The sequence below is a fragment of the Pseudomonas sp. R15(2017) genome, assembly GCF_002112685.1.
In the GTDB taxonomy this organism is placed as follows: domain Bacteria; phylum Pseudomonadota; class Gammaproteobacteria; order Pseudomonadales; family Pseudomonadaceae; genus Aquipseudomonas; species Aquipseudomonas glycinae.
Genome location: NZ_NEII01000013.1, coordinates 58,266 through 79,982 on the forward strand (window position 1 = coordinate 58,266; position 21,717 = coordinate 79,982).

At 59.1% G+C, this 21,717-nt stretch carries 17 protein-coding genes; 4 read left to right on the forward strand and 13 right to left on the reverse strand.

The genetic code is table 11. From position 1 onward, the window contains the following. Positions 1-86: 86 nt before the first annotated feature. The 9 genes from sucD to sdhC form a co-directional block, all read right to left on the reverse strand. Positions 87-971, reverse strand: a complete 885-nt coding sequence (gene sucD / locus CAF77_RS24025) for a succinate--CoA ligase subunit alpha (RefSeq protein ID WP_007959025.1) — start codon at positions 969-971, stop codon at positions 87-89. Then, on the reverse strand, positions 971-2,137 hold the full coding sequence (gene sucC, locus CAF77_RS24030; RefSeq protein ID WP_007959029.1) for an ADP-forming succinate--CoA ligase subunit beta: 1,167 nt from the start codon (positions 2,135-2,137) through the stop codon (positions 971-973). Before sucC ends, sucD begins: the two co-directional genes overlap by 1 nt. A gap of 201 nt (positions 2,138-2,338) precedes the next feature. Continuing rightward, entirely contained in the window at positions 2,339-3,775 is a 1,437-nt protein-coding gene (lpdA, locus tag CAF77_RS24035; protein WP_011333117.1) for a dihydrolipoyl dehydrogenase, read from the reverse strand. A gap of 97 nt (positions 3,776-3,872) precedes the next feature. Continuing rightward, the gene (gene odhB, locus CAF77_RS24040) at positions 3,873-5,096 is read right to left on the reverse strand and encodes a 2-oxoglutarate dehydrogenase complex dihydrolipoyllysine-residue succinyltransferase (RefSeq protein WP_011333116.1); all 1,224 of its coding nucleotides are present in this window, start codon (positions 5,094-5,096) and stop codon (positions 3,873-3,875) included. A 42-nt stretch (positions 5,097-5,138) separates the two neighbouring features. Then, complete coding sequence (locus CAF77_RS24045) at positions 5,139-7,970, reverse strand: 2-oxoglutarate dehydrogenase E1 component (RefSeq protein WP_011333115.1); 2,832 nt, start codon at positions 7,968-7,970, stop codon at positions 5,139-5,141. Positions 7,971-8,223: 253 nt separating this feature from the next. Further along, positions 8,224-8,928 carry a succinate dehydrogenase iron-sulfur subunit gene (locus CAF77_RS24050; RefSeq protein ID WP_007959035.1) on the reverse strand — a complete coding sequence of 235 codons (705 nt, stop codon included), beginning with the start codon at positions 8,926-8,928 and terminating at the stop codon, positions 8,224-8,226. An 11-nt stretch (positions 8,929-8,939) separates the two neighbouring features. Further along, the gene (sdhA, locus tag CAF77_RS24055) at positions 8,940-10,712 is read right to left on the reverse strand and encodes a succinate dehydrogenase flavoprotein subunit (protein ID WP_085655464.1); all 1,773 of its coding nucleotides are present in this window, start codon (positions 10,710-10,712) and stop codon (positions 8,940-8,942) included. A 3-nt stretch (positions 10,713-10,715) separates the two neighbouring features. Next, positions 10,716-11,084, reverse strand: coding sequence for a succinate dehydrogenase, hydrophobic membrane anchor protein (sdhD, locus tag CAF77_RS24060; protein WP_007977503.1), 369 nt, complete (start codon positions 11,082-11,084; stop codon positions 10,716-10,718). Next, on the reverse strand, positions 11,078-11,452 hold the full coding sequence (gene sdhC, locus CAF77_RS24065; protein ID WP_011333113.1) for a succinate dehydrogenase, cytochrome b556 subunit: 375 nt from the start codon (positions 11,450-11,452) through the stop codon (positions 11,078-11,080). Before sdhC ends, sdhD begins: the two co-directional genes overlap by 7 nt. Positions 11,453-11,816: 364 nt before the next feature. Here sdhC and gltA point away from each other — a divergent pair, with 364 nt between their 5' ends. After that, on the forward strand, positions 11,817-13,106 hold the full coding sequence (gene gltA, locus CAF77_RS24070; protein WP_007959044.1) for a citrate synthase: 1,290 nt from the start codon (positions 11,817-11,819) through the stop codon (positions 13,104-13,106). A gap of 886 nt (positions 13,107-13,992) precedes the next feature. Here the strand turns inward: gltA and CAF77_RS24080 are convergent. The 3 genes from CAF77_RS24080 to CAF77_RS24090 all read right to left on the reverse strand — a co-directional run bounded on the left by CAF77_RS24080 (position 13,993) and on the right by CAF77_RS24090 (position 17,041). Continuing rightward, positions 13,993-15,651: a cation acetate symporter gene (locus tag CAF77_RS24080; RefSeq protein WP_064378656.1), complete on the reverse strand. Its 1,659-nt coding sequence runs from the start codon at positions 15,649-15,651 to the stop codon at positions 13,993-13,995. Next, entirely contained in the window at positions 15,648-15,959 is a 312-nt protein-coding gene (locus CAF77_RS24085; protein WP_011333111.1) for a DUF485 domain-containing protein, read from the reverse strand. The genes CAF77_RS24080 and CAF77_RS24085 overlap by 4 nt, the downstream gene beginning before the upstream one ends. Positions 15,960-16,189: 230 nt before the next feature. Next, positions 16,190-17,041, reverse strand: a complete 852-nt coding sequence (locus tag CAF77_RS24090) for a glycine betaine ABC transporter substrate-binding protein (RefSeq protein WP_064378654.1) — start codon at positions 17,039-17,041, stop codon at positions 16,190-16,192. Positions 17,042-17,328: 287 nt separating this feature from the next. On the opposite strand from CAF77_RS24090, the gene CAF77_RS24100 reads away from it, so the two are divergent. Continuing rightward, on the forward strand, positions 17,329-18,924 hold the full coding sequence (locus tag CAF77_RS24100) for a hypothetical protein (RefSeq protein ID WP_064378653.1): 1,596 nt from the start codon (positions 17,329-17,331) through the stop codon (positions 18,922-18,924). Positions 18,925-19,045: 121 nt separating this feature from the next. Here the strand turns inward: CAF77_RS24100 and CAF77_RS24105 are convergent, their stop codons facing one another. Then, positions 19,046-19,414 (reverse strand): hypothetical protein, encoded by a 369-nt coding sequence (locus CAF77_RS24105; protein WP_064378652.1) that lies wholly within the window; start codon positions 19,412-19,414, stop codon positions 19,046-19,048. Between the two features lie 223 nt (positions 19,415-19,637). Between CAF77_RS24105 and CAF77_RS24110 the strand changes: the two genes are divergently transcribed. Both CAF77_RS24110 and CAF77_RS24115 read left to right on the forward strand, forming a co-directional pair. Then, complete coding sequence (locus CAF77_RS24110) at positions 19,638-20,936, forward strand: hypothetical protein (protein ID WP_064378651.1); 1,299 nt, start codon at positions 19,638-19,640, stop codon at positions 20,934-20,936. Beyond that, on the forward strand, positions 20,929-21,717 hold the full coding sequence (locus CAF77_RS24115; RefSeq protein WP_064378650.1) for a VacJ family lipoprotein: 789 nt from the start codon (positions 20,929-20,931) through the stop codon (positions 21,715-21,717). Before CAF77_RS24110 ends, CAF77_RS24115 begins: the two co-directional genes overlap by 8 nt.

The following is a 21,717-nucleotide window of genomic DNA, read 5'->3' on the forward strand; positions in this document are numbered from 1 at the left end:
ATTGCCATCGTCCACCCGAACCCCAGAAACGACAAAGGCCACCCGAAGGTGGCCTCTGTTGCTGGAGCAGAGAAGTCAGCCGAAGCTTACTTCTTCACTTCCCAGCCAGTCAGCTCGGCCAGGGCCTTGCCGATGTCTGCCAGCGAACGCACGGTTTTCACGCCTGCGTCTTGCAGAGCAGCGAATTTCTCGTCTGCAGTGCCTTTGCCGCCGGAGATGATTGCGCCAGCATGGCCCATGCGCTTGCCCGGAGGAGCAGTCACACCAGCGATGTAGGAAACAACCGGCTTGGTCACGTGTGCCTTGATGTAGGCAGCCGCTTCTTCTTCAGCCGAACCGCCGATCTCGCCGATCATGACGATCGCTTCGGTCTTCGGGTCTTCCTGGAACAGCTTCAGGATGTCGATGAAGTTCGAACCCGGGATCGGGTCACCACCGATGCCGACGCAAGTCGACTGACCGAAACCGGCGTCAGTGGTCTGCTTCACAGCTTCGTAGGTCAGGGTGCCGGAACGGGAAACGATACCGACCTTGCCTGGCAAGTGAATGTGACCTGGCATGATGCCGATCTTGCATTCGCCTGGGGTGATCACGCCTGGGCAGTTAGGGCCGATCAGGGTAACACCCAGCTCGTCGCACTTAACTTTGGCGTCCAGCATGTCCAGGGTAGGAATGCCTTCGGTGATGCAGACGATCAGCTTGATGCCGCCGAAAGCTGCTTCCAGGATCGAGTCCTTGCAGAAAGGAGCCGGAACGTAGATGACGCTGGCGGTGGCGCCAGTGGCTTCTACAGCTTCTTTCACGGTGTTGAACACTGGCAGGTTCAGGTGAGTGGTGCCACCTTTGCCTGGCGTCACGCCGCCAACCATTTTGGTGCCGTAGGCAATGGCTTGTTCGGAGTGGAAAGTACCCTGCGCACCGGTGAAGCCCTGGCAGATTACTTTGGTGTCTTTATTGATCAGGACGCTCATTACTTGCCCTCCGCAGCTTTAACGACTTGTTGAGCAGCGTCGGTCAGGCTGGTAGCAGCGATGATGTTCAAACCGCTTTCTGCCAGTACTTTAGCGCCCAGTTCAGCGTTGTTGCCTTCAAGACGAACAACAACCGGGATTTTCACGCCGACTTCTTTCACTGCACCGATGATGCCTTCGGCAATCATGTCGCAACGAACGATGCCGCCGAAGATGTTAACCAGTACTGCAGCGACATTGCTGTCGGACAGAATGATTTTGAAAGCTTCGGTTACGCGTTCTTTGGTAGCACCACCACCTACGTCGAGGAAGTTGGCTGGCTTGCCGCCGTGCAGGTTGACGATGTCCATGGTACCCATGGCCAGGCCGGCACCGTTCACCATGCAGCCGATGTTGCCTTCCAGCGCTACGTAGTTCAGTTCGAACTTGGCAGCGTGCGCTTCGCGCGGATCGTCCTGCGACGGATCGTGGAAAGTCTTCAGCTTTGGCTGACGGTACATTGCGTTGGCGTCGATGTTGATCTTGGCGTCCAGGCAGTGCAGATCGCCGTCAGCCTTGATCACCAGCGGGTTCACTTCCAGCAGAGCCAGGTCGTGATCCTTGAACAGCTTGGCCAGACCTACGAAGATCTTGGCGAACTGAGCAACCTGCTTGCCTTCCAGACCCAGCTGGAATGCCAGCTCGCGACCCTGGAATGGCTGAGCGCCAACCAGTGGATCGATAGTGGCTTTCAGAATTTTTTCTGGAGTGTCGTGAGCGATTTTCTCGATGTCCACGCCACCTTCGGTGGAAGCCATGAACACGATGCGACGGCTCGAACGGTCAACGACAGCGCCCAGGTACAGCTCTTTAGCGATATCAGTGCACGATTCAACCAGGATCTTGGTGACTGGCTGGCCGTTGGCGTCAGTCTGGTAAGTCACCAGACGCTTGCCCAGCCACTGCTGTGCGAAGGCTTTGGCGTCTTCTTTGCTGCGAACCAGCTTGACGCCGCCCGCTTTACCGCGACCACCGGCGTGAACCTGGGCTTTGACAACCCACTCGTTGCCGCCGATTTTGTCGCAAGCTTCTGCTGCTGCTTCCGGGGTGTCTACTGCGAAACCAGTGGAAACTGGCAGGCCGTATTCAGCGAACAGCTGCTTACCCTGATACTCGTGAAGATTCATGCTTTTTACCGTCTTCGTTAGGTACTGCGCATTCGGCGCTGCGCTCTTTATGAGTGCCGCGCCACCTGTGACTGCTGCTTGCGTAGCTTTTCCGGATACCCGGTGCAGCTACGCAAGGCTGCGTCCAGCGGACATTCCGCGGTGAGTCTTGCACGCAAGGCTCACGACGGGCCGTACCGCCGTGGTTTCTTATTGTGTGTCTTAACGCTTCTTGCGGTTGGCAATGTGGATGGCGCCGCCATTCACTGCCAGAGCTGCTTCGTGCAAGGCTTCAGACAGGGTCGGATGGGAGAAAACCATCATGCCCAGGTCTTCAGCGCTGGTGCCGAATTCCATACCGATCGCGCCCTGCTGAACCAGTTCTGCGGCGCTCGGGCCAATCACGTGCACGCCCAATACGCGGTCAGTCTTGGCATCGGCGATGACCTTGACGAAACCACCGGTATCGTTGGCGGCCATGGCACGGCCGGATGCTGCGAACGGGAAGGTGCCGACGTTAACTTCAACGCCTTCAGCTTTCAAGGCCTGCTCGGTTTTACCGACCCATGCGATTTCCGGGTGAGTATAAATAACCGAAGGGATCAGGTCATAGTTCATCTGGGCCTTGTGGCCCTTGATGCGCTCGACAACCATGATGCCCTCTTCCGAAGCCTTGTGAGCCAGCATCATGCCGCGAACCACGTCGCCGATGGCGTAAACGCCCGGTACAGTGGTGGCGCAGTGATCGTCAACGTGCACGAAACCGCGCTCGTCCAGGGTCACGCCGCTGTCGGCAGCCAGCAGATCAGTGGTCACCGGACGGCGACCAACGGCTACGATCAGCTTGTCGAAAGTGATGGTCTGTTCGCCGTTGGCGTCGGTGTAGTTCACAACGACTTCGTCGCCGTTCACTTTCGAGCCGGTTACACGGGCGCCCAGCTTGATGTCCAGACCCTGCTTGGTCAGGGTTTTCAGCGCTTCCTTGGAAACCGCGGTGTCCGCTGCCATCAGGAAGGTGTCCAGGGCTTCCAGGACAGTCACTTCTGCACCCAGACGCGACCAGACCGAACCCAGTTCCAGACCGATCACGCCAGCGCCGATCACGCCCAGACGTTTAGGTACGGATTGGAATTCCAGAGCGCCAGTCGAATCGACGATGACTTTCTGATCGACCGGAGCCGGTGGAATGTCGATCGGACGCGAACCTGGAGCCAGGATGACGTTTTCGGCTTCGATGACTTCAACCGAGCCGTCCGGCTTGGTGACTTCGACTTTCTTGCCGGCCAGCAGTTTGCCGTGGCCCTGGATCGAAGTAACGCCGTTGGCCTTGAACAGGGTGGCAACACCGCCGGTCAGGTTCTTGACGATGCCAGCCTTGCGGCCAACCATCGCAGCGACATCCATTTTGACTTCGCCGGTCGAGATACCGTGGACGTTGAAGCTTTCTTTCGCTTCCTTGTATTTCCAGGAGCTGTCCAGCAGCGCCTTGGAAGGAATGCAGCCTACGTTCAGGCAGGTGCCGCCCAGGGCTTGCTTGCCTTCAGCATCGGTGTACTTCTCGATGCAGGCAGTGCTCAGGCCGAGTTGAGCGGCCTTGATGGCTGCCACGTAGCCGCCAGGGCCCGCACCGATCACTACTACGTCAAATTTCTGCGACATTCAAAAAATCCTCTTTAGCGAAAAGCTTCAAGCCACAAGCTTCAAGCCAAGCCGCCCTTTCTTGCGGCTTGTTGCTCGAAGCTTGCAGCTGCTTCTATCAGATATCCAGCAACAGACGAGCCGGATCTTCCAGCAGGTTCTTGATGGTCACCAGGAAGGTTACAGCTTCTTTGCCATCGATCAGACGGTGATCGTAGGACAGCGCCAGGTACATCATCGGACGGATCACGACCTGACCGTTGATGGCCATCGGACGCTGGATGATGTTGTGCATGCCCAGAATCGCTGCCTGCGGCGGGTTGACGATCGGGGTCGACATCATCGAACCGAAGGTACCACCGTTGGTGATGGTGAAAGTACCGCCGGTCATTTCGTCCATCGACAGTTTGCCGTCACGGGCTTTCTTGCCGAAGGTGGCGATGCCGCCTTCGATCTCAGCCAGGCTCATGTGCTCGGCGTTACGCAGAACCGGAACTACCAGGCCACGATCGCTGGAAACTGCGACGCCGATGTCGGCATAACCGTGGTAAACGATGTCGTTGCCATCGATCGAAGCGTTGACCGCCGGGAAGCGTTTCAGCGCTTCGGTGGCAGCCTTCACGAAGAACGACATGAAGCCCAGGCGTACGCCGTTGTGGGACTTCTCGAACAGGTCCTTGTACTTCGAACGCAGGGCCATGACTTCGGTCATGTCGACTTCGTTGAACGTGGTCAGCATCGCCATGTTCGATTGAGCTTCAACCAGACGCTTGGCAACGGTGGCACGAACGCGGGTCATCGGAACGCGCTTCTCGATGCGGTCGCCAGCGGCGAACACAGGAGCGGCGGCGGCCGGAGCAGCAGCCTTGGCAGGCGCGGCAGCCGGAGCGGCTTTCTTGGCAGCAACGGCTGCAACCACGTCTTCCTTGGTCACGCGACCGCCTTTGCCGGTGCCGGCAACGGAAGCGATGTTGATGCCGTTCTCTTCAGCCAGCTTGCGCGCGGCAGGAGCAGCGATCGGGTCGTCTTCGCCATCAGCGGCAGCAGGTGCAGCGGCGGCAGCGGCCGGAGCAGCAGCGGCAGCCGGAGCAGCGGATGCAGCGCCGCCTTCAACGATGGAGCCCAGGACTTCGTCGGACAGGACGGTTTCGCCCTCGCCCTTGACGATCGCGCCCAGTACGCCGTCGGCGGTAGCCAGCACTTCCAGTACGACTTTGTCGGTTTCGATGTCGACGATCAGTTCGTCACGCTTGACGGCGTCGCCCGGTTGTTTGTGCCAGGTGGCAACGGTGCCATCGGCAACCGATTCCGGGAAAGTGGGGGCTTTGATCTCGATAGCCATTATCTGTGGTTCCTTAAATTCGGTTTCAGGTGCGCGAAGGCGTTAAACGGTAAACGCGTCTTGCAGCAGTTGTTCCTGCTGCTCGGCGTGCATCGATGCGTAACCACATGCTGGGGCAGCAGAAGCCTCACGGCCCGCGTACTCGAGTACGAGAGATTTGTTGAGGTTGCTGATGCTGCGACGCAGGTGGTGCTGGCTGCAGTACCAGGCGCCCTGGTTCATCGGCTCTTCCTGACACCACACGGCCGCTTTGGCATTGGTGTAAGGAGCCAGGACTTCTTTCAAGTCGTCCTCAGGGAACGGGTACAGCTGCTCGATACGCACGATGGCGATATCTTCGCGGCCTTCGGCACGACGTTTTTCCAGCAGGTCGTAGTAGACCTTGCCGCTGCACAGAACAACGCGCTCGACCTTTTTCGGGTCCAGTGCATCGATTTCCGGGATAACGGTCTGGAACGAACCTTCGGCCAGATCTTCCAGGGTCGAGATGGCCAGCTTGTGGCGCAGCAGCGACTTTGGAGTCAGAACGACCAATGGCTTGCGCAGCGGGCGAATCACCTGACGGCGCAGCAAGTGGTAGATCTGGGCCGGGGTGGTCGGCATGCACACCTGAATGTTGTGCTCGGCGCACAGCTGCAGGTAACGCTCAAGACGTGCCGAGCTGTGCTCAGGGCCCTGACCTTCGTAACCGTGTGGCAGCAGCATGGTCAGACCGCAGAGACGGCCCCACTTGTGCTCGCCGCTGGTGATGAACTGGTCGATAACGACCTGTGCACCGTTGGCGAAGTCGCCGAACTGGGCTTCCCAGATCACCAGCGCGTTTGGCGTAGTGGTCGAGTAACCGTATTCGAACGCCAGTACGGCTTCTTCCGACAGGAACGAGTCGTACAGGTCGAAGCGTGGCTGACCTTCATACAGATGCTTGAGCGGAATGTAGGTACCGGCATCTTTCTGGTTGTGCAGCACAGCGTGACGGTGCGAGAACGTGCCGCGGCCAATGTCCTGACCGGTCATGCGGATCGGGTGACCTTCGAACGCCAGGGTCGCGTACGCCATGGTTTCGGCGTAACCCCAGTTGATCGGCAGGCCGCCGGCTTGCATTTTCTGACGGTCTTCGTAGATCTTCGCGACCTGACGCTGAACCACGAAGCCTTCCGGAATTTCCAGCAGCTTGGCGGACAGTTCCTGCAGGGTCTTGAGGTCGAAGCGAGTGTCGTGACGCGCAGTCCAGGCGTGGCCCAGATACGGACGCCAGTCCACGAACAGCTCTTTGTTCGGCTCTTTGACCAGCGATTTCACGACGTGCAGACCGTTGTCCAGCGCGTTGCGGTATTCGTCGACTTTCGCCTGAACACGCTCTGCGTCCAATACACCGGCCTGGGTCAGACGATCAGCGTACAGCTCACGGGTGGTGCGCTGCTTGGTGATCTGCTGATACATCAGAGGCTGGGTGCCGCTTGGCTCGTCGGCCTCGTTGTGGCCGCGACGACGGTAGCAGACCAGGTCGATCACCACGTCACGCTTGAACTGCATGCGGTAGTCGATGGCCAGCTGGGTCACGAACAACACGGCTTCCGGATCATCACCATTCACATGGAGGATCGGCGCCTGGATCATTTTCGCAACGTCGGTCGCGTACTCGGTGGAGCGCGAGTCCAGCGGGTTGCTGATGGTGAAACCGACCTGGTTGTTGATCACGATGTGCACGGTACCGCCGGTCTTGAAACCGCGGGTCTGCGACATCTGGAAGGTTTCCATTACCACGCCCTGACCGGCGAATGCCGCGTCACCGTGGATGGAGATCGGCAGAACCTTCTCACCGGTAGGGTCGTTGCGACGATCCTGACGGGCGCGAACCGAACCCTCGACCACCGGGGAAACGATTTCCAGGTGGGACGGGTTGAACGCCATGGCCAGGTGAACTTCACCGCCGGTGGTCATTACGTTGGACGAGAAGCCCTGGTGGTATTTAACGTCACCGGAACCCAGCTCGACCTTCTTCTTGCCTTCGAACTCGTCGAACAGCTCGCGCGGGTTCTTGCCGAAGGTGTTGACCAGTACGTTCAGACGGCCACGGTGGGCCATGCCAATGACGACTTCCTTGGTGCCGTAGGAACCGGAACGCTGGATCAGTTCGTCGAGCATCGGAATCAGGCTTTCGCCGCCTTCCAGACCGAAACGTTTGGTGCCCGGGTATTTGGTGCCCAGGTATTTTTCCAGGCCTTCACCGGCCGTCACGCGCTCGAGCAGGTGGCTCTTGATGTCCGCGGAATATTCCGGACGGCCACGCACGCTTTCCAGACGCTGCTGGAACCACTGGCGCTGCTCGGAATCGGTGATGTGCGTAAATTCAGCGCCGATGGTGCGGCAATATGTCTGCTGCAACGCTTCGTGAATTTCACGTAGGCTCGCTTCCTCTTTGCCGATGAACAGGTCGCCGGCACGGAAGGTCGTATCAAGATCGGCATTGGTCAAGCCGTAGTGATTGATCGACAGGTCTGCAGGTGCAGGACGCTGCCACAGCCCCAGCGGGTCAAGCTGGGCTGCCTGGTGGCCACGCATACGGTAGGCCTGGATCAATCGCAGCACTTCAACTTGCTTCTTCTCGTGCTCACTGCTCACGCTGCCGGCGGAAACCGGTTGGGCGCGGCGCTGGTTCTTTGCCAGCAGCACGAAATGATCGCGAATTGTGGAGTGCGAAACATCGGTGGCAGAGCTGCCGTCGGCAGGCAGCTTCTGAAAGTAGGTGCGCCACTCTTCTGGCACAGCGTTAGGGTCGTGCAGGTAGAGCTCGTAGAGCTCTTCCACATAGGCAGCGTTTCCACCTGAAAGGTAGGCGCTGTTCCACATGCGCTGCATCACGCTTTCTTGCATGCTTGGTCACCCTCGGTTAGGGGAACACCATCGGTGCCGACACCGAGCAAGCTTGCAGAAGTCCGAATGCAGCGACCAAAACAAGCCACTTAGGATCACACTGATAGTCCGGGTACCAGCCCGGATGCCCCTGCTTGTCTCATTTCTTCAAAATAAGAGCCGCAGCTTATGGCTGCTGCTCTGGTTATAGCCATGGCGCGGGTTGAAGCCCGCGCCTAAGCCCTCTGCGGGTACAGCGGTTACAGCAGCTGAATCACACGCCGCTCGAAAGCAGCATGTTACGGATGTGACCGATGGCCTTAGTCGGGTTCAGGCCTTTCGGACATACGTTGACGCAGTTCATGATGCCCCGGCAGCGGAAGACGCTGAACGGGTCATCGAGGGACGCCAGACGCTCGGATGTCTTGGTGTCACGGCTGTCTGCCAGGAAGCGGTACGCTTGCAGCAGGGCAGCTGGACCCAGGAACTTGTCCGGGTTCCACCAGAAGGACGGGCAAGAGGTCGAGCAGCAGGCGCACAGGATGCACTCGTACAGACCGTCGAGCTTTTCACGCTCTTCAGGGGACTGCAGACGCTCGATGGCCGGAGCCGGCGTGTCGTTCTGCAGGAATGGCTTAACCTTCTCGTATTGCTTGTAGAAGATGCTCATATCGACAACCAGGTCACGGATAACCGGCAAACCTGGCAGCGGACGAACGATCAGCTTGTTACCTTTGACGACAGCGGACAGCGGCGTGATGCACGCCAGGCCGTTCTTGCCGTTGATGTTCATGCCGTCGGAGCCGCAGACGCCTTCACGGCAGGAGCGACGATAGGAGAAACCTTCGTCCTGCTCTTTGATCAGGGCCAGCACGTCCAGCACCATCAGGTCTTTACCACCGGTATCGACCTGGAATTCCTGCATGAACGGCGCAGCGTCCTGATCAGGGTTGTAACGATAAACACTGACTTGCAACATGGCGGTCACCCTTAATAAGTCCGGACTTTAGGTTCGAAAGTCGGAACAGTCTTCGGCGAGAAGTTCACGGCACGCTTGGCGACGCGTTTCTCACCCGGGAAGTACAGGGTGTGGCACAGCCAGTTTTCGTCGTCACGGTCTTCGAAGTCTTCACGGGCGTGGGCGCCGCGGGACTCTTTACGTACTTCGGCAGCGATGGCGGTAGCTTCAGCCACTTCCAGCAGGTTTTGCAGTTCCAGCGCTTCGATACGTGCAGTGTTGAACGCCTGCGACTTGTCGTTGATCTTCACGTTGGCGATGCGTTTGCGCAGATCGGCCAGCTGGGCAATACCCTTCTGCATGTATTCGCCGGTACGGAATACGCCGAAGTAGTTCTGCATGCAGCTTTGCAGCTCGCGACGCAGAGTAGCGACGTCTTCGCCGTCGGTACGGCTGTTCAGGGCGTTCAGACGCGCCAGGGCAGCTTCGATGTCGGCTTCGGTAGCGTCGTCGTATTCGATGCCGTCGGTCAGCGCCTTTTCCAGGTGCAGGCCGGCAGCGCGGCCGAATACCACCAGGTCGAGCAGCGAGTTGCCGCCCAGACGGTTGGCACCGTGAACCGATACGCAAGCCACTTCACCTACCGCGAACAGACCAGGGATGATCTGATCCACGCCTTCGGCGTCCTGGGTGATCGCCTGGCCGTGAATGTTGGTGGCAACGCCGCCCATCATGTAGTGGCAAGTCGGAACAACCGGAACCGGAGCAACCACCGGGTCAACGTGTGCGAAGGTCTTCGACAGTTCGCAGATACCTGGCAGACGGCTGTGCAGCACTTCCTCGCCCAGGTGGTCGAGTTTGAGCATCACGTGGTCGCCATTCGGACCGCAACCGTTACCGGCGATGATCTCTTTAACCATCGAACGGGCAACCACGTCACGACCGGCAAGGTCTTTGGCGTTCGGAGCATAACGCTCCATGAAACGCTCGCCGTGCTTGTTGATCAGGTAACCACCTTCACCACGGCAACCTTCGGTCACCAGTACACCGGCGCCGGCGATGCCGGTCGGGTGGAACTGCCACATTTCGATGTCTTGTACCGGCACGCCAGCACGCAGAGCCATGCCGACGCCGTCACCGGTGTTGATCAGGGCGTTGGTGGTGGAGGCATAGATACGACCTGCACCGCCGGTAGCCAGTACGGTGGCTTTGGCGCGGATGTAGGTGGTTTCGCCGGTTTCGATGCAGATCGCGATCACACCGACGAATTCGCCTTCCTGGTTTTTCACCAGGTCGACAGCGTAGTACTCGTTCAGGAACGTGGTACCGGCTTTCAGGTTGCCCTGATAAAGGGTGTGCAGCAGCGCGTGACCGGTACGGTCGGAAGCGGCGCAGGTACGGGCAGCCTGCCCGCCTTTACCGTAATCCTTCGACTGACCGCCGAACGGACGCTGGTAGATACGGCCTTGCTCGGTACGCGAGAACGGCAGACCCATGTGGTCGAGCTCGAAAACGGCAGCCGGGCCTTCCTGACACATGTATTCGATAGCGTCCTGGTCACCGATGTAGTCGGAACCCTTGACGGTATCGTACATGTGCCAGCGCCAGTCATCGTTCGGGTCGGCCGAAGCGATGGCGCAGGTGATCCCGCCCTGTGCGGACACAGTGTGCGAACGGGTCGGGAAAACCTTGGTGATCACGGCCGTCTTGTGACCGCCCTGGGCCAGTTGCAGCGCTGCGCGCATGCCGGCACCGCCGCCACCAATAATGATGGCGTCGAAAGAAATCGTTGGAATGTTAGCCATGAATCAGATACCCCAGAGAATCTGCACACCCCAGACGAAGTAAGCGAACATCGCGACGCCGCATACTGCCTGGAAAAGGAAACGTACTGCAGTCGCGGACTTGCCCAGCGCCATTGGCGTCAGGTAGTCGGTCGCGATGGTCCACATGCCGACCCAGGCGTGAGCGCCCAGGGCAACCAGTGCCAGCAGACTGAAGATACGCATTCCGTTGTGGGCGAACAGGCCGTGCCATTGGTCGTAGCCAATGCCCGGGTTCGCGGCGAGGTAGCCGATCAGGAATATGAAATAAGCCGCGAGAACGACCGCAGACACACGCTGTGCCATCCAGTCATAGAGGCCCGAACGCGAAAGGTTTGTAACGCTGGTTACCATATCCAAACTCCTGCCAGAACGATCAGCACCACGGAAACGGCGATGATCAGTTTCGAGCCCAGGCGGCCGCCTTCCAGCGTCTCACCGATGCCCATGTCCATGATCAAGTGGCGCACACCGGCAACCAGGTGATACAGAAGAGCGGACAGGAGGCCCCATGCTACGAACTTGGCCAGCGGGCTGGTCAAGCATGCCTTCACCTCGACATAACCTTCCTCGGAACCCAGGGATTTGCCCAATGCATAAAGCATGATGCCAAGGCCCAGGAAGAGGATGATGCCGGAAACACGGTGAAGAAACGACGTAACGCCGGTGATGGGGAGTTTGATGGTCCTTAGGTCTAGGTTTACAGGTCGTTGGCTTTTCACGGCTTTTTTTTCACACTGAAGAGCCCCTAACAATCAGGGCAAAGTTGTTGGGGAGTGCACTGGTCAGGTAACCACCACCCAGGGATGCGACCCCCAATGAAAGCAAGCCCAAAAGCCCTTGGCGGTCGGTCGCCGAGTATAGACAGTTAGGCTACTAATGACAACGCAATCGCCTACCCCCAATAGCGGATTGCACAAGTCGTATAAAAGGCGTAAATGGCAGGCAATTTCGAGGAAAAAGTACGGTTAAAGCCTTCTGGAGCAAGACTTTAGGCAAATTGACATTCGAATTTATCTCACTATAGTGGTGCGGGCCCTGCGTGGGGGGTCTGTCTGATGATTTCAAGCATAAATAGGAGGCCACATGGCTGACAAAAAAGCGCAGTTGATCATCGAGGGCGCAGCCCCCGTCGAGCTGCCCATTTTAACCGGCACCGTTGGTCCCGATGTTATCGATGTTCGGGGCCTGACGGCCACGGGCCGCTTCACTTTCGACCCCGGTTTCATGTCGACCGCTTCCTGCGAATCGAAGATCACCTATATCGACGGCGACAACGGCATCCTGCTGCACCGCGGCTACCCGATCGAACAGCTGGCTGAAAAGTCGGACTACCTGGAAACCTGCTACCTGCTGCTGAACGGCGAACTGCCGACTGCAGAGCAAAAGGCCCAGTTCGTCGGCACCGTGAAGAACCACACCATGGTTCACGAACAGCTGAAAACCTTCTTCAACGGCTTCCGCCGCGACGCCCACCCGATGGCCGTCATGTGTGGTGTAGTCGGCGCCCTCTCGGCCTTCTACCACGACTCCCTCGACATCAATAACCCGCAGCATCGCGAAATCTCCGCGATCCGCCTGGTTGCCAAGATGCCGACCCTGGCCGCGATGGTTTACAAGTACTCCATGGGCCAACCCATGATGTACCCGCGCAACGACCTGTCGTACGCGGAAAACTTCCTGCACATGATGTTCAACACCCCGTGCGAGATCAAACCGATCAGCCCGGTACTCGCCAAGGCCATGGACCGGATCTTCATCCTCCACGCCGACCACGAGCAGAACGCCTCGACCTCCACCGTGCGTCTGGCGGGCTCCTCGGGCGCCAACCCGTTCGCCTGTATCGCCGCCGGCATCGCCGCACTGTGGGGCCCTGCCCACGGCGGTGCGAACGAAGCCGTGCTGACCATGCTCGATGAAATCGGCGATGTTTCGAACATCGACAAGTTCATCGCCAAGGCCAAGGACAAGAACGATCCGTTCAAGCTGATGGGCTTCGGTCACCGCGTCTACAAGAACCGCGACCCTCGCGCGACTGTAATGAAGCAGACCTGCGACGAAGTGCTGAAGGAACTGGGCATCCAGAACGACCCGCAACTCGAACTGGCCATGCGCCTGGAAGAGATCGCCCTGACCGATCCGTACTTCATCGAGCGCTCGCTGTACCCGAACGTCGACTTCTACTCGGGGATCATCCTCAAGGCGATCGGCATTCCGACCAGCATGTTCACTGTGATCTTCGCCCTGGCACGTACTGTCGGCTGGATTTCGCACTGGAAGGAAATGCTCTCCAGCCCGTACAAGATTGGCCGTCCGCGTCAGCTGTACACTGGTTACGAGTCGCGGGATATCACCAAATTGGAAGACCGCAAATAAGAGCTGTCTTGCGATAGCGTCTTAGCGCTGTACCGGGAACGGCCTCCATGTGAATGGGGGCCGTTTTTCGTTTTGGGCATCTCAGCGGCCTTTGGGCCGACTGTTTTTTTTGTTGATTGGGTGTATATCCGTTGCTTCGGGTGCTGCCGCTGGCGGTTTCGCTCTTACAGCGAGTCCCTTTTTCAAACGCCAAAAAGGAACCAAAAGGCTTTTGCCCCGGCGTACGGCACTTCGCCTAGGCTCAGTGTTCCCTCGCTACGGTGTCCATCAGGGGGCATCGCCTACGGTTTGCTTCGCTGCACCTCCTCTCGATGTATGCGGCTTCGCCGCACGGCGCTGCGCGCCTACCCCCTGATGGACACCTACGCTCGGCCTGCCGAAGGGGCAAAAAATCAAAAGCCAGAGCCAGAGCCAGAGCCAGAGCCAGAGCCAGAGCCAGAGCAAAAGCCAAACACGCCGCGCCCCTCCCCACTCACCACAATGAGCGTTAGCTCGAGTACCGCTGTTGATCGCAGGGCCCGTCGGCAGGCTGAGTGGAGGGATTGATCCGGGGGTGGGAGCGTAGCGACCGTTTGGCGAAGCCAAACACATCGAGAGGAGGTGCAGCGAAGCAAACCGTAGGCGATGCCCCCGGATCAATCCCGGAGCGAAGGAACCCGAGCCACAGCGAGGGCCGTACGTCAGGGTAAAGCCTTTTGGGTTACCTTTTCGGCGTTTGGAAAAGGTGACCCGCCGTAAGGGCGGAACCCCAAGCAGCCGTTACCGCAGCAACGGATATACACACAAACCAAAACCACCCTAAGAAAGTCCGATAATCGCCCACAAAAAAAATGCCCCAATCTCTCGACCAGGGCATTTTCATTCAACTCAACCTACACAAAAAGCCTCAGTGCGAAACCGCCCCACTAGCCCCCAACCCAGTCTGCGAACGCACAAACTGCGGGAAGAACAGCGCACGCTCATTCTCGGCTTCGGCCGACTTATCGGTGACCGAGAAGAACCAGATCCCGATAAACGCAATGATCATCGAGAACAACGCCGGATACTCGTAAGGGAAGATCGCCTTCTCATGATGCAGAATCTGCACCCAGATGGTCGGGCCAAGAATCATCAGACCCACCGCACTCACCAGGCCCAGCCAGCCGCCAATCATGGCGCCACGAGTGGTCAGCTTCTTCCAGTACATCGAAAGCAGCAGCACCGGGAAGTTGCAGCTTGCCGCGATGGAGAACGCCAGGCCAACCATGAACGCAATGTTCTGGCTTTCGAACAGGATGCCCAGGCCAATGGCCAGAACGCCCAGCGCGATGGTGGTGATCTTCGAAACGCGGATCTCATCCTTCTCGTTGGCCTTCCCCTTCTTGATCACGCTGGCGTACAGGTCGTGAGACACCGCCGAAGCACCGGCCAGGGTCAGACCGGCCACGACCGCCAGAATGGTCGCGAACGCTACCGCCGAGATGAAGCCGAGGAAAACGCTGCCGCCCACGGCGTTGGCCAGGTGCACCGCCGCCATGTTGTTGCCGCCGAGCAGAGCGCCAGCCGCATCCTTGAAGGCCGGGTTGGTGCTGACCAGCAGGATCGCGCCGAAGCCGATGATGAAGGTCAGGATGTAGAAATAGCCAATGAAACCGGTCGCGTACAGCACGCTCTTACGGGCTTCTTTCGCATCGCTCACGGTGAAGAAGCGCATCAGGATGTGCGGCAGGCCAGCCGTACCGAACATCAGTGCCAGGCCGAGAGAGAACGCCGAGATCGGATCTTTTACCAGACCGCCCGGGCTCATGATTGCTTCGCCCTTGGCGTGAACCTTGATCGCTTCGGAGAACAGGGTGTTGAAGTCGAAGTTGACGTGTTTCATCACCATCAGCGCCATGAACGAGGCACCGGACAGCAACAGTACCGCCTTGATGATCTGTACCCAGGTGGTCGCCAGCATGCCGCCGAACAGCACGTACATGCACATCAGGATGCCGACCAGAATCACCGCGACGTGGTAGTCGAGGCCGAACAGCAGCTGGATCAACTTGCCGGCACCGACCATTTGCGCAATCAGGTAGAACGCTACCACCACCAGCGAACCGCAGGCAGACAGCGTGCGGATCTGGGTTTGCCCGAGGCGGTAGGACGCCACGTCGGCAAAAGTGTATTTGCCCAGGTTACGCAGACGCTCGGCGATCAGGAACAGAATGATCGGCCAGCCCACCAGGAAGCCGATCGAGTAGATCAGGCCGTCGTAGCCGGAGGTGAACACCAGCGCAGAAATCCCCAGGAAGGACGCCGCCGACATGTAGTCACCGGCAATCGCCAGACCGTTCTGGAACCCGGTGATCTTGCCGCCCGCCGCATAGTAGTCGGCCGCCGACTTGTTGCGTTTGGAAGCCCAGTAGGTAATGCACAGGGTCGCACCGACAAACACCACAAACATGACGATCGCGGAAACGTTGAGTGGTTGTTTGTGGACTTCGCCGGTCAGGGCGTCAGCGGCCCAGACGGCCGGAGCGAACGCTGCGATGCTCAAAAGAGCCAGTAGACGCCGGATCATTGCTGAGCCTCCTTGAGAATCGCGTTGTTCAGGTCGTCGAACTCGCCATTGGCGCGGCGCACGTAAATGCCGGTCAGGATGAAGGCCGAGACAATCAGTCCTACACCGATCGGGATGCCCCAGGTGATGGATGATTCGGGGCTGATTTTCGTCCCGAGCACTTGCGGCCCGTACGCGATCAGAAGGATGAAGCCGGAATAAAGCCCGAGCATGATCGCCGAGAGTATCCAGGCGAACCTTTCTCTTTTCTTCACCAGCTCCTTGAATCGCGGGCTGTTCTGAATCGAGAGGTAAATGCTGTCGTTCATTGTTTTTATCCTCGCAGCACAGATTTTTATTTTTGGAACATATCCACTGTATGCGGCTGCGAGCCGGGTTCCAGACGACCTTAGTAGTAGAACGCCATGACGTTTTCGCCAATTTCCAGACGGATCGAAAACGTCCAACGCTGCCTATTAATAGAGGACAAACAAAAAAGGCCGCCCGACTGTCATGTCGGGCGGCCCTGGGAAGCGCAGATTAGACGCTTCGGCTTAAATCACTTGGTCCAGTCGGCAACACGCTCAGGGTGCTTGGCAACCCAATCCTTGGCCGCTGCGTCAGGTTTTGCACCGTCCTGAATCGCCAGCATGACTTCGCCGATTTCGTCTTTCGAAGCCCACTGGAAGTTCTTCAGGAACTTGGCCACTTCCGGCGCCTTGGTCGCCAGCTCCTTGCTGCCGATGCTGTTCACGGTTTCAGCCGCGCCATACACGCCTTTCGGGTCGTCGAGGAAGCGCAGTTTCCACTTGGCGAACATCCAGTGCGGCACCCAGCCGGTGACGGCGATGGATTCGTTTTTCTTCTCGGCGCGAGTCAGCTCGGCAATCATGCCGGCGCCGGAACTGGCCTTGAGGGTGTATTTGTCGAGGCCGTAATCCTTGATCGCCTGATCGGTCTTGAGCATCACGCCTGAACCGGCATCGATGCCGACGATGCGATTCTTGAAGGAGTCGTCGGTTTTCAGGTCCTCGATCGACTTGGCCTTGACGTACTCCGGCACGATCAGACCGATTTTCGCGTCCTTGAAGTTCGGGCCGTAATCGACGACCTGATCCTTGTTCTTGGTCCAGTATTCGCCGTGGGTCACTGGCAGCCAGGCCGAGAGCATGGCGTCGAGTTTGCCGGTGGCAACACCCTGCCACATGATGCCGGTGGCGACGGCCTGCAGTTTCACGTCGTAGCCGAGTTTCTGCTTGATCACTTCGGCCGCCACGTGAGTGGTCGCGACGCTGTCGGACCAGCCGTCAACGTAACCGATGTTCAGGGTCTGTTTTTCAGCGCTGGCGAAAGTGGAGCTCATCGCAAGTACCAGAGCGGCACCTGCGCCTAAAAGTCGTCGCATCTTCATCGTTACTTCCCCGAAATGCTGCGCCCGACGGATGCCGGGCATCGTCAACGTGTTGTTATGGTGCTCGGCGCCCCCATCACGCCCGTTCGCGAATTCGTTCGAACATCAGCGGAGTACTGACGCTTTTGATCATCAACCTGACGCCCGATAAGACCTGCTCTGCCAGCGACCTCGAAGCAACGAGAAACGACATCAGAACGCCATTAACTGCGTCCGGATATTTGGCGCCAGACAATCCGCCCGAACTTTGCATGTCAAAATCGTGCGGGCCACCAACCTGCTTATAAATGCAGGTAACATGCGTCGCTTTGCAGCCACTCGGCCTGACCATGTCCGCGACTTCCCGCTTCCCCTTTCGTCCTTATCTGTTCGCCTGCCTGCTCGGGCTGTTTGCCCTGTGCGGTTTCTGGTACGGCCTCGGTAAACCGGTGATCCTGCCGGACGTCGCCACCCCGACCCACAAGCTGCAATGCGCCTCCTATACCCCGTTCGACAAAGACCAATCGCCGTTCGACGTGCCGTTCAAACTGCGCCCGGAGCGCATGGACGCCGACCTCGCCCTGCTCGCCACCCGCTTCGAATGCATCCGCACCTACTCAATGAGCGGCCTCGAAGCGCTGCCGGATCTGGCGCGCAAGCACGGTTTGAAGTTGATGATCGGCGCGTGGGTCAACAGCAATCCGGTGGACACCGAGAAGGAAGTCGATCTGCTGATTGCCTCGGCCAACGCCAACCCGGATGTGGTCAGCGCCGTGATCGTCGGCAACGAAGCCTTGCTGCGCAAAGAGGTTACCGCGACCCAGCTGGTGAAGCTGATCAACAAGGTCAAGAGCCACATCAAGCAGCCGGTGACCTACGCCGATGTCTGGGAGTTCTGGCTCAAGCACCCGGAAGTCGCGCCGGCGGTTGATTTCCTGACCATTCATTTGCTGCCGTACTGGGAAGATGATCCGTCGAACATCGACGCCGCGCTGCATCATGTAGCGGAAGTGCGCCAGGTGTTCGGCAACAAGTTCGCCCCCAAGGACGTGATGATTGGCGAAACCGGCTGGCCGAGCGAAGGTCGCCAGCGCGAAACCGCCCTGCCGAGCCGGGTCAACGAGGCCAAGTTCATTCGTGGTTTTGTCACCCTCGCCGAACAGGAAGGCTGGCGTTACAACCTGATCGAAGCGTTCGACCAGCCATGGAAGCGCGGCAGCGAAGGCGCGGTCGGCGGTTACTGGGGGCTGTTCGATGCTGATCGCCAGGACAAGCGCGTGCTGGCCGGCCCGGTGTCGAACGTGCCGTACTGGTCGCAGTGGCTGGCGGTCGGCGGGCTGATTTTCCTCGGCACATTACTGCTGGGCGGCCGGGTTCGCACGACGCGCTCGGCGCTGATCCTGCCGCTGCTCGGCGCCCTCGCCGCCTGCTCGATCGGTGCCTGGGGTGATCTGGCGCGGGTGACCACGCGATTTGCCAGCGAATGGCTCTGGGTCGGCTTGCTGACGGCTCTGAATCTGTTGGTGCTGGCCCATGCTGCGCTGACCTTGAGCGCCCGTAATGGCTGGCGTGAACGGGCGTTCAACGCTTTCGAGCGACGGGCCGGCTGGCTGGTGGCGGCAGCCGGTTTTGCCGCTGCGGTGATGATGCTGGAGTTGGTGTTCGATCCGCGCTATCGCAGCTTCCCGAGCGTGGCGTTCATCCTGCCGGCGCTGGTTTACCTGTGCCGTCCAGTGCCCGTGGCCCGTCGGGAGATCGCCCTGCTGACCTTCATCATCGGCGCCGGCATTGCGCCGCAGCTGTACCGCGAAGGACTGCAGAATCAGCAGGCCTGGGGCTGGGCGCTGGTCAGCGTGTTGATGGTGGCTGCACTATGGCGCTGCCTGCGGGTTCGCAACCACTGATCTTCAGGGCTGAACCGGCCTCTTCGCTGGCAAGCCAGCTTCCACAGGATTCCTGTCTGCCACAGGTTCTGTATCTACATGGATCAAGCGTGGGAGCTGGCTTGCCAGCGATGGCTGACTGTCAGACGCCGCGAGATGCTCGAACCAGTCGCAAACCGGCAATCACCACCGCAAACACCGCCAGCGTCGTGTTGTACAGCGCCAGCGCCGGCAACCCGAACACCAGCGCCAGCACCGCCAGCCACCACCCGGCTCGGCCCGGCACTACAAAACCGATCACCGCAGCCGCGACCGCCGCCCAGCCAAGCAGCTGAAAATGAATCATCAGGCCCAGATTCGAGCGCACCGAGCATTCCCAGCGGCTCGCCTCATCCACGCAGATGCCCACCCACTGCGCGTCCTCCATGAAGCCATAACGCGCGCCATAACTGGCGGCCAGCCACAACGGCAACAGAACGAGCAGCAGAATCACGGGCAAGCGGCGGGACATGGAACACTCCAATCGATGAAATCGGCGGCCAGCTTAATCTGCCGCGGCGCATACGCAAGGACTAACAACTCTTAACTGGTCATTCCTTCCTTGCAAAGTGTATCGTCCGGCTACTATTACTCCGAATTCCGTCAGTTTGGTGCCGAGGCATGGCACTTTGGCGCAACCCCGGTGGTCATAGCCTGCGAACTTCATTCGGCACCTTCCTCTAAGGGATCCAGTCATGCTCCGTTCCTTGCGCTTCGCCGCCCTGTTTGGCGGCCTTATTCTGAGTGCGTCCGCACTGGCGGTGGATATCGACGCCGCCAGCTATGGCTATCCCCTGACCAATCCGTTCGAGGCGACCATCGCTACCACGCCGCCGGACTTACGCCCGGAACTGCCACTGGACGACGACATCGATCAGGCCGATCGCAGCGTCACCCTGCGCCCCGAGCGCGAATTCATCCTGCCGGACAATTTCTGGCCGGTGAAAAAACTGACCTACCGCATCGCCACCCAGGACAAGGCCGCACCGCTGATCTTCCTGATCGCCGGCACCGGCGCGCGTTATGACAGCACGCTCAACGAGTACCTGAAGAAGCTTTATTACAAGGCCGGCTACCACGTCGTGCAGCTGTCATCGCCGACCAGCTTCGACTTCATGAGCGCCGCCTCGCGTTTCGCCACCCCCGGCGTGACCAAGGAAGATGCCGAAGACATGTACCGGGTGATGCAGGCCGTGCGGGCGCAAAACCCGAAACTGCCGATCACTGACTATTACCTCAGCGGCTACAGCCTCGGCGCACTGGACGCAGCGTTCGTCGCCCATCTGGATGAAACCCGGCGCAGCTTCAACTTCAAGAAAGTCCTGCTGCTCAATCCGCCGGTCAACCTCTACACCTCGATTACCAACCTCGACAAGCTGGTACAGACCGAGGTCAAGGGCATCAACAACAGCACGACGTTCTATGAGCTGGTGCTGAACAAACTGACCCGCTACTTCCAACAGAAGGGCTACATCGACCTCAACGATGCGCTGCTCTACGACTTCCAGCAGTCCAAGCAACACCTGAGCAACGAGCAGATGGCGATGCTGATCGGCACCTCGTTCCGTTTCTCGGCGGCGGATATCGCGTTCACTTCCGACCTGATCAACCGTCGCGGCCTGATCACCCCGCCGAAATTCCCGATCACCGAAGGCACCAGCCTCACGCCGTTCCTAAAGCGTGCGCTGCAATGCGACTTCGACTGCTACCTCACCGAACAGGTGATCCCGATGTGGCGCGCCCGCACCGACGGCGGCAGCCTGCTGCAACTGATCGATCAGGTGAGCCTGTACGCCTTGAAGGATTACCTGCACGACAGCCCGAAAATCGCCGTCATGCACAACGCTGACGACGTGATCCTCGGCCCGGGCGACCTCGGTTTCCTGCGCCGCACCTTCGGCGATCGCCTGACCGTTTATCCGCTGGGCGGCCATTGCGGCAACCTTAACTACCGCGTCAACAGCGACGCCATGCTGGAGTTCTTCCGTGGCTAAATATCTCCTGCTGATTGCAGCGCTCCTCAGTGCAGGTATGGCCCAGGCCGACAACAGCAAAGCCAATGCACCGGTGGTCATCGACAGCGACGGTTTCAAGGAGCCGCTGTCCAAACTCAAGTTCAACCCGGGGCTGGATCAGCGCGAATTCGAGCGCTCGACCCTCAGCGCGCTGAACGTCTATGACCCGCTGGAAGAGTGGAACCGCCGCGTCTACCACTTCAACTACCGCTTCGACCAATGGGTGTTCCTGCCGGTGGTCAATGGCTATCGCTACGTCACCCCGAGCTTCGTGCGCACCGGCGTGAGCAACTTCTTCAACAACATTGGCGACGTACCGAACCTGGTCAACAGCCTGTTGCAGTTCAAGGGCAAGCGCTCGATGGAAACCACCGCGCGCCTGCTGCTCAACACCACCATCGGCATCGCCGGGCTTTGGGATCCGGCCACCGCCATGGGCCTGCCGCGCCAGAACGAAGACTTCGGCCAGACCCTGGGCTTCTACGGCGTACCGGGCGGTGCTTACTTCGTGCTGCCGATCCTCGGCCCGTCGAACCTGCGCGATACCGCAGGCCTGGCCGTGGACTACACCGCCGAGTCTGCGATCAACTTCCTCAACGTCTCGGAAGTCAGCTCCAACCACCCGGAAGTGTGGGTACTGCGTGGCGTCGACAAGCGTTACCAGACCAGCTTCCGCTACGGTCAGTTGAACTCACCGTTCGAGTACGAGAAGGTGCGCTACGTCTACACCGAGTCGCGCAAGTTGCAGATCGCCGAGTAA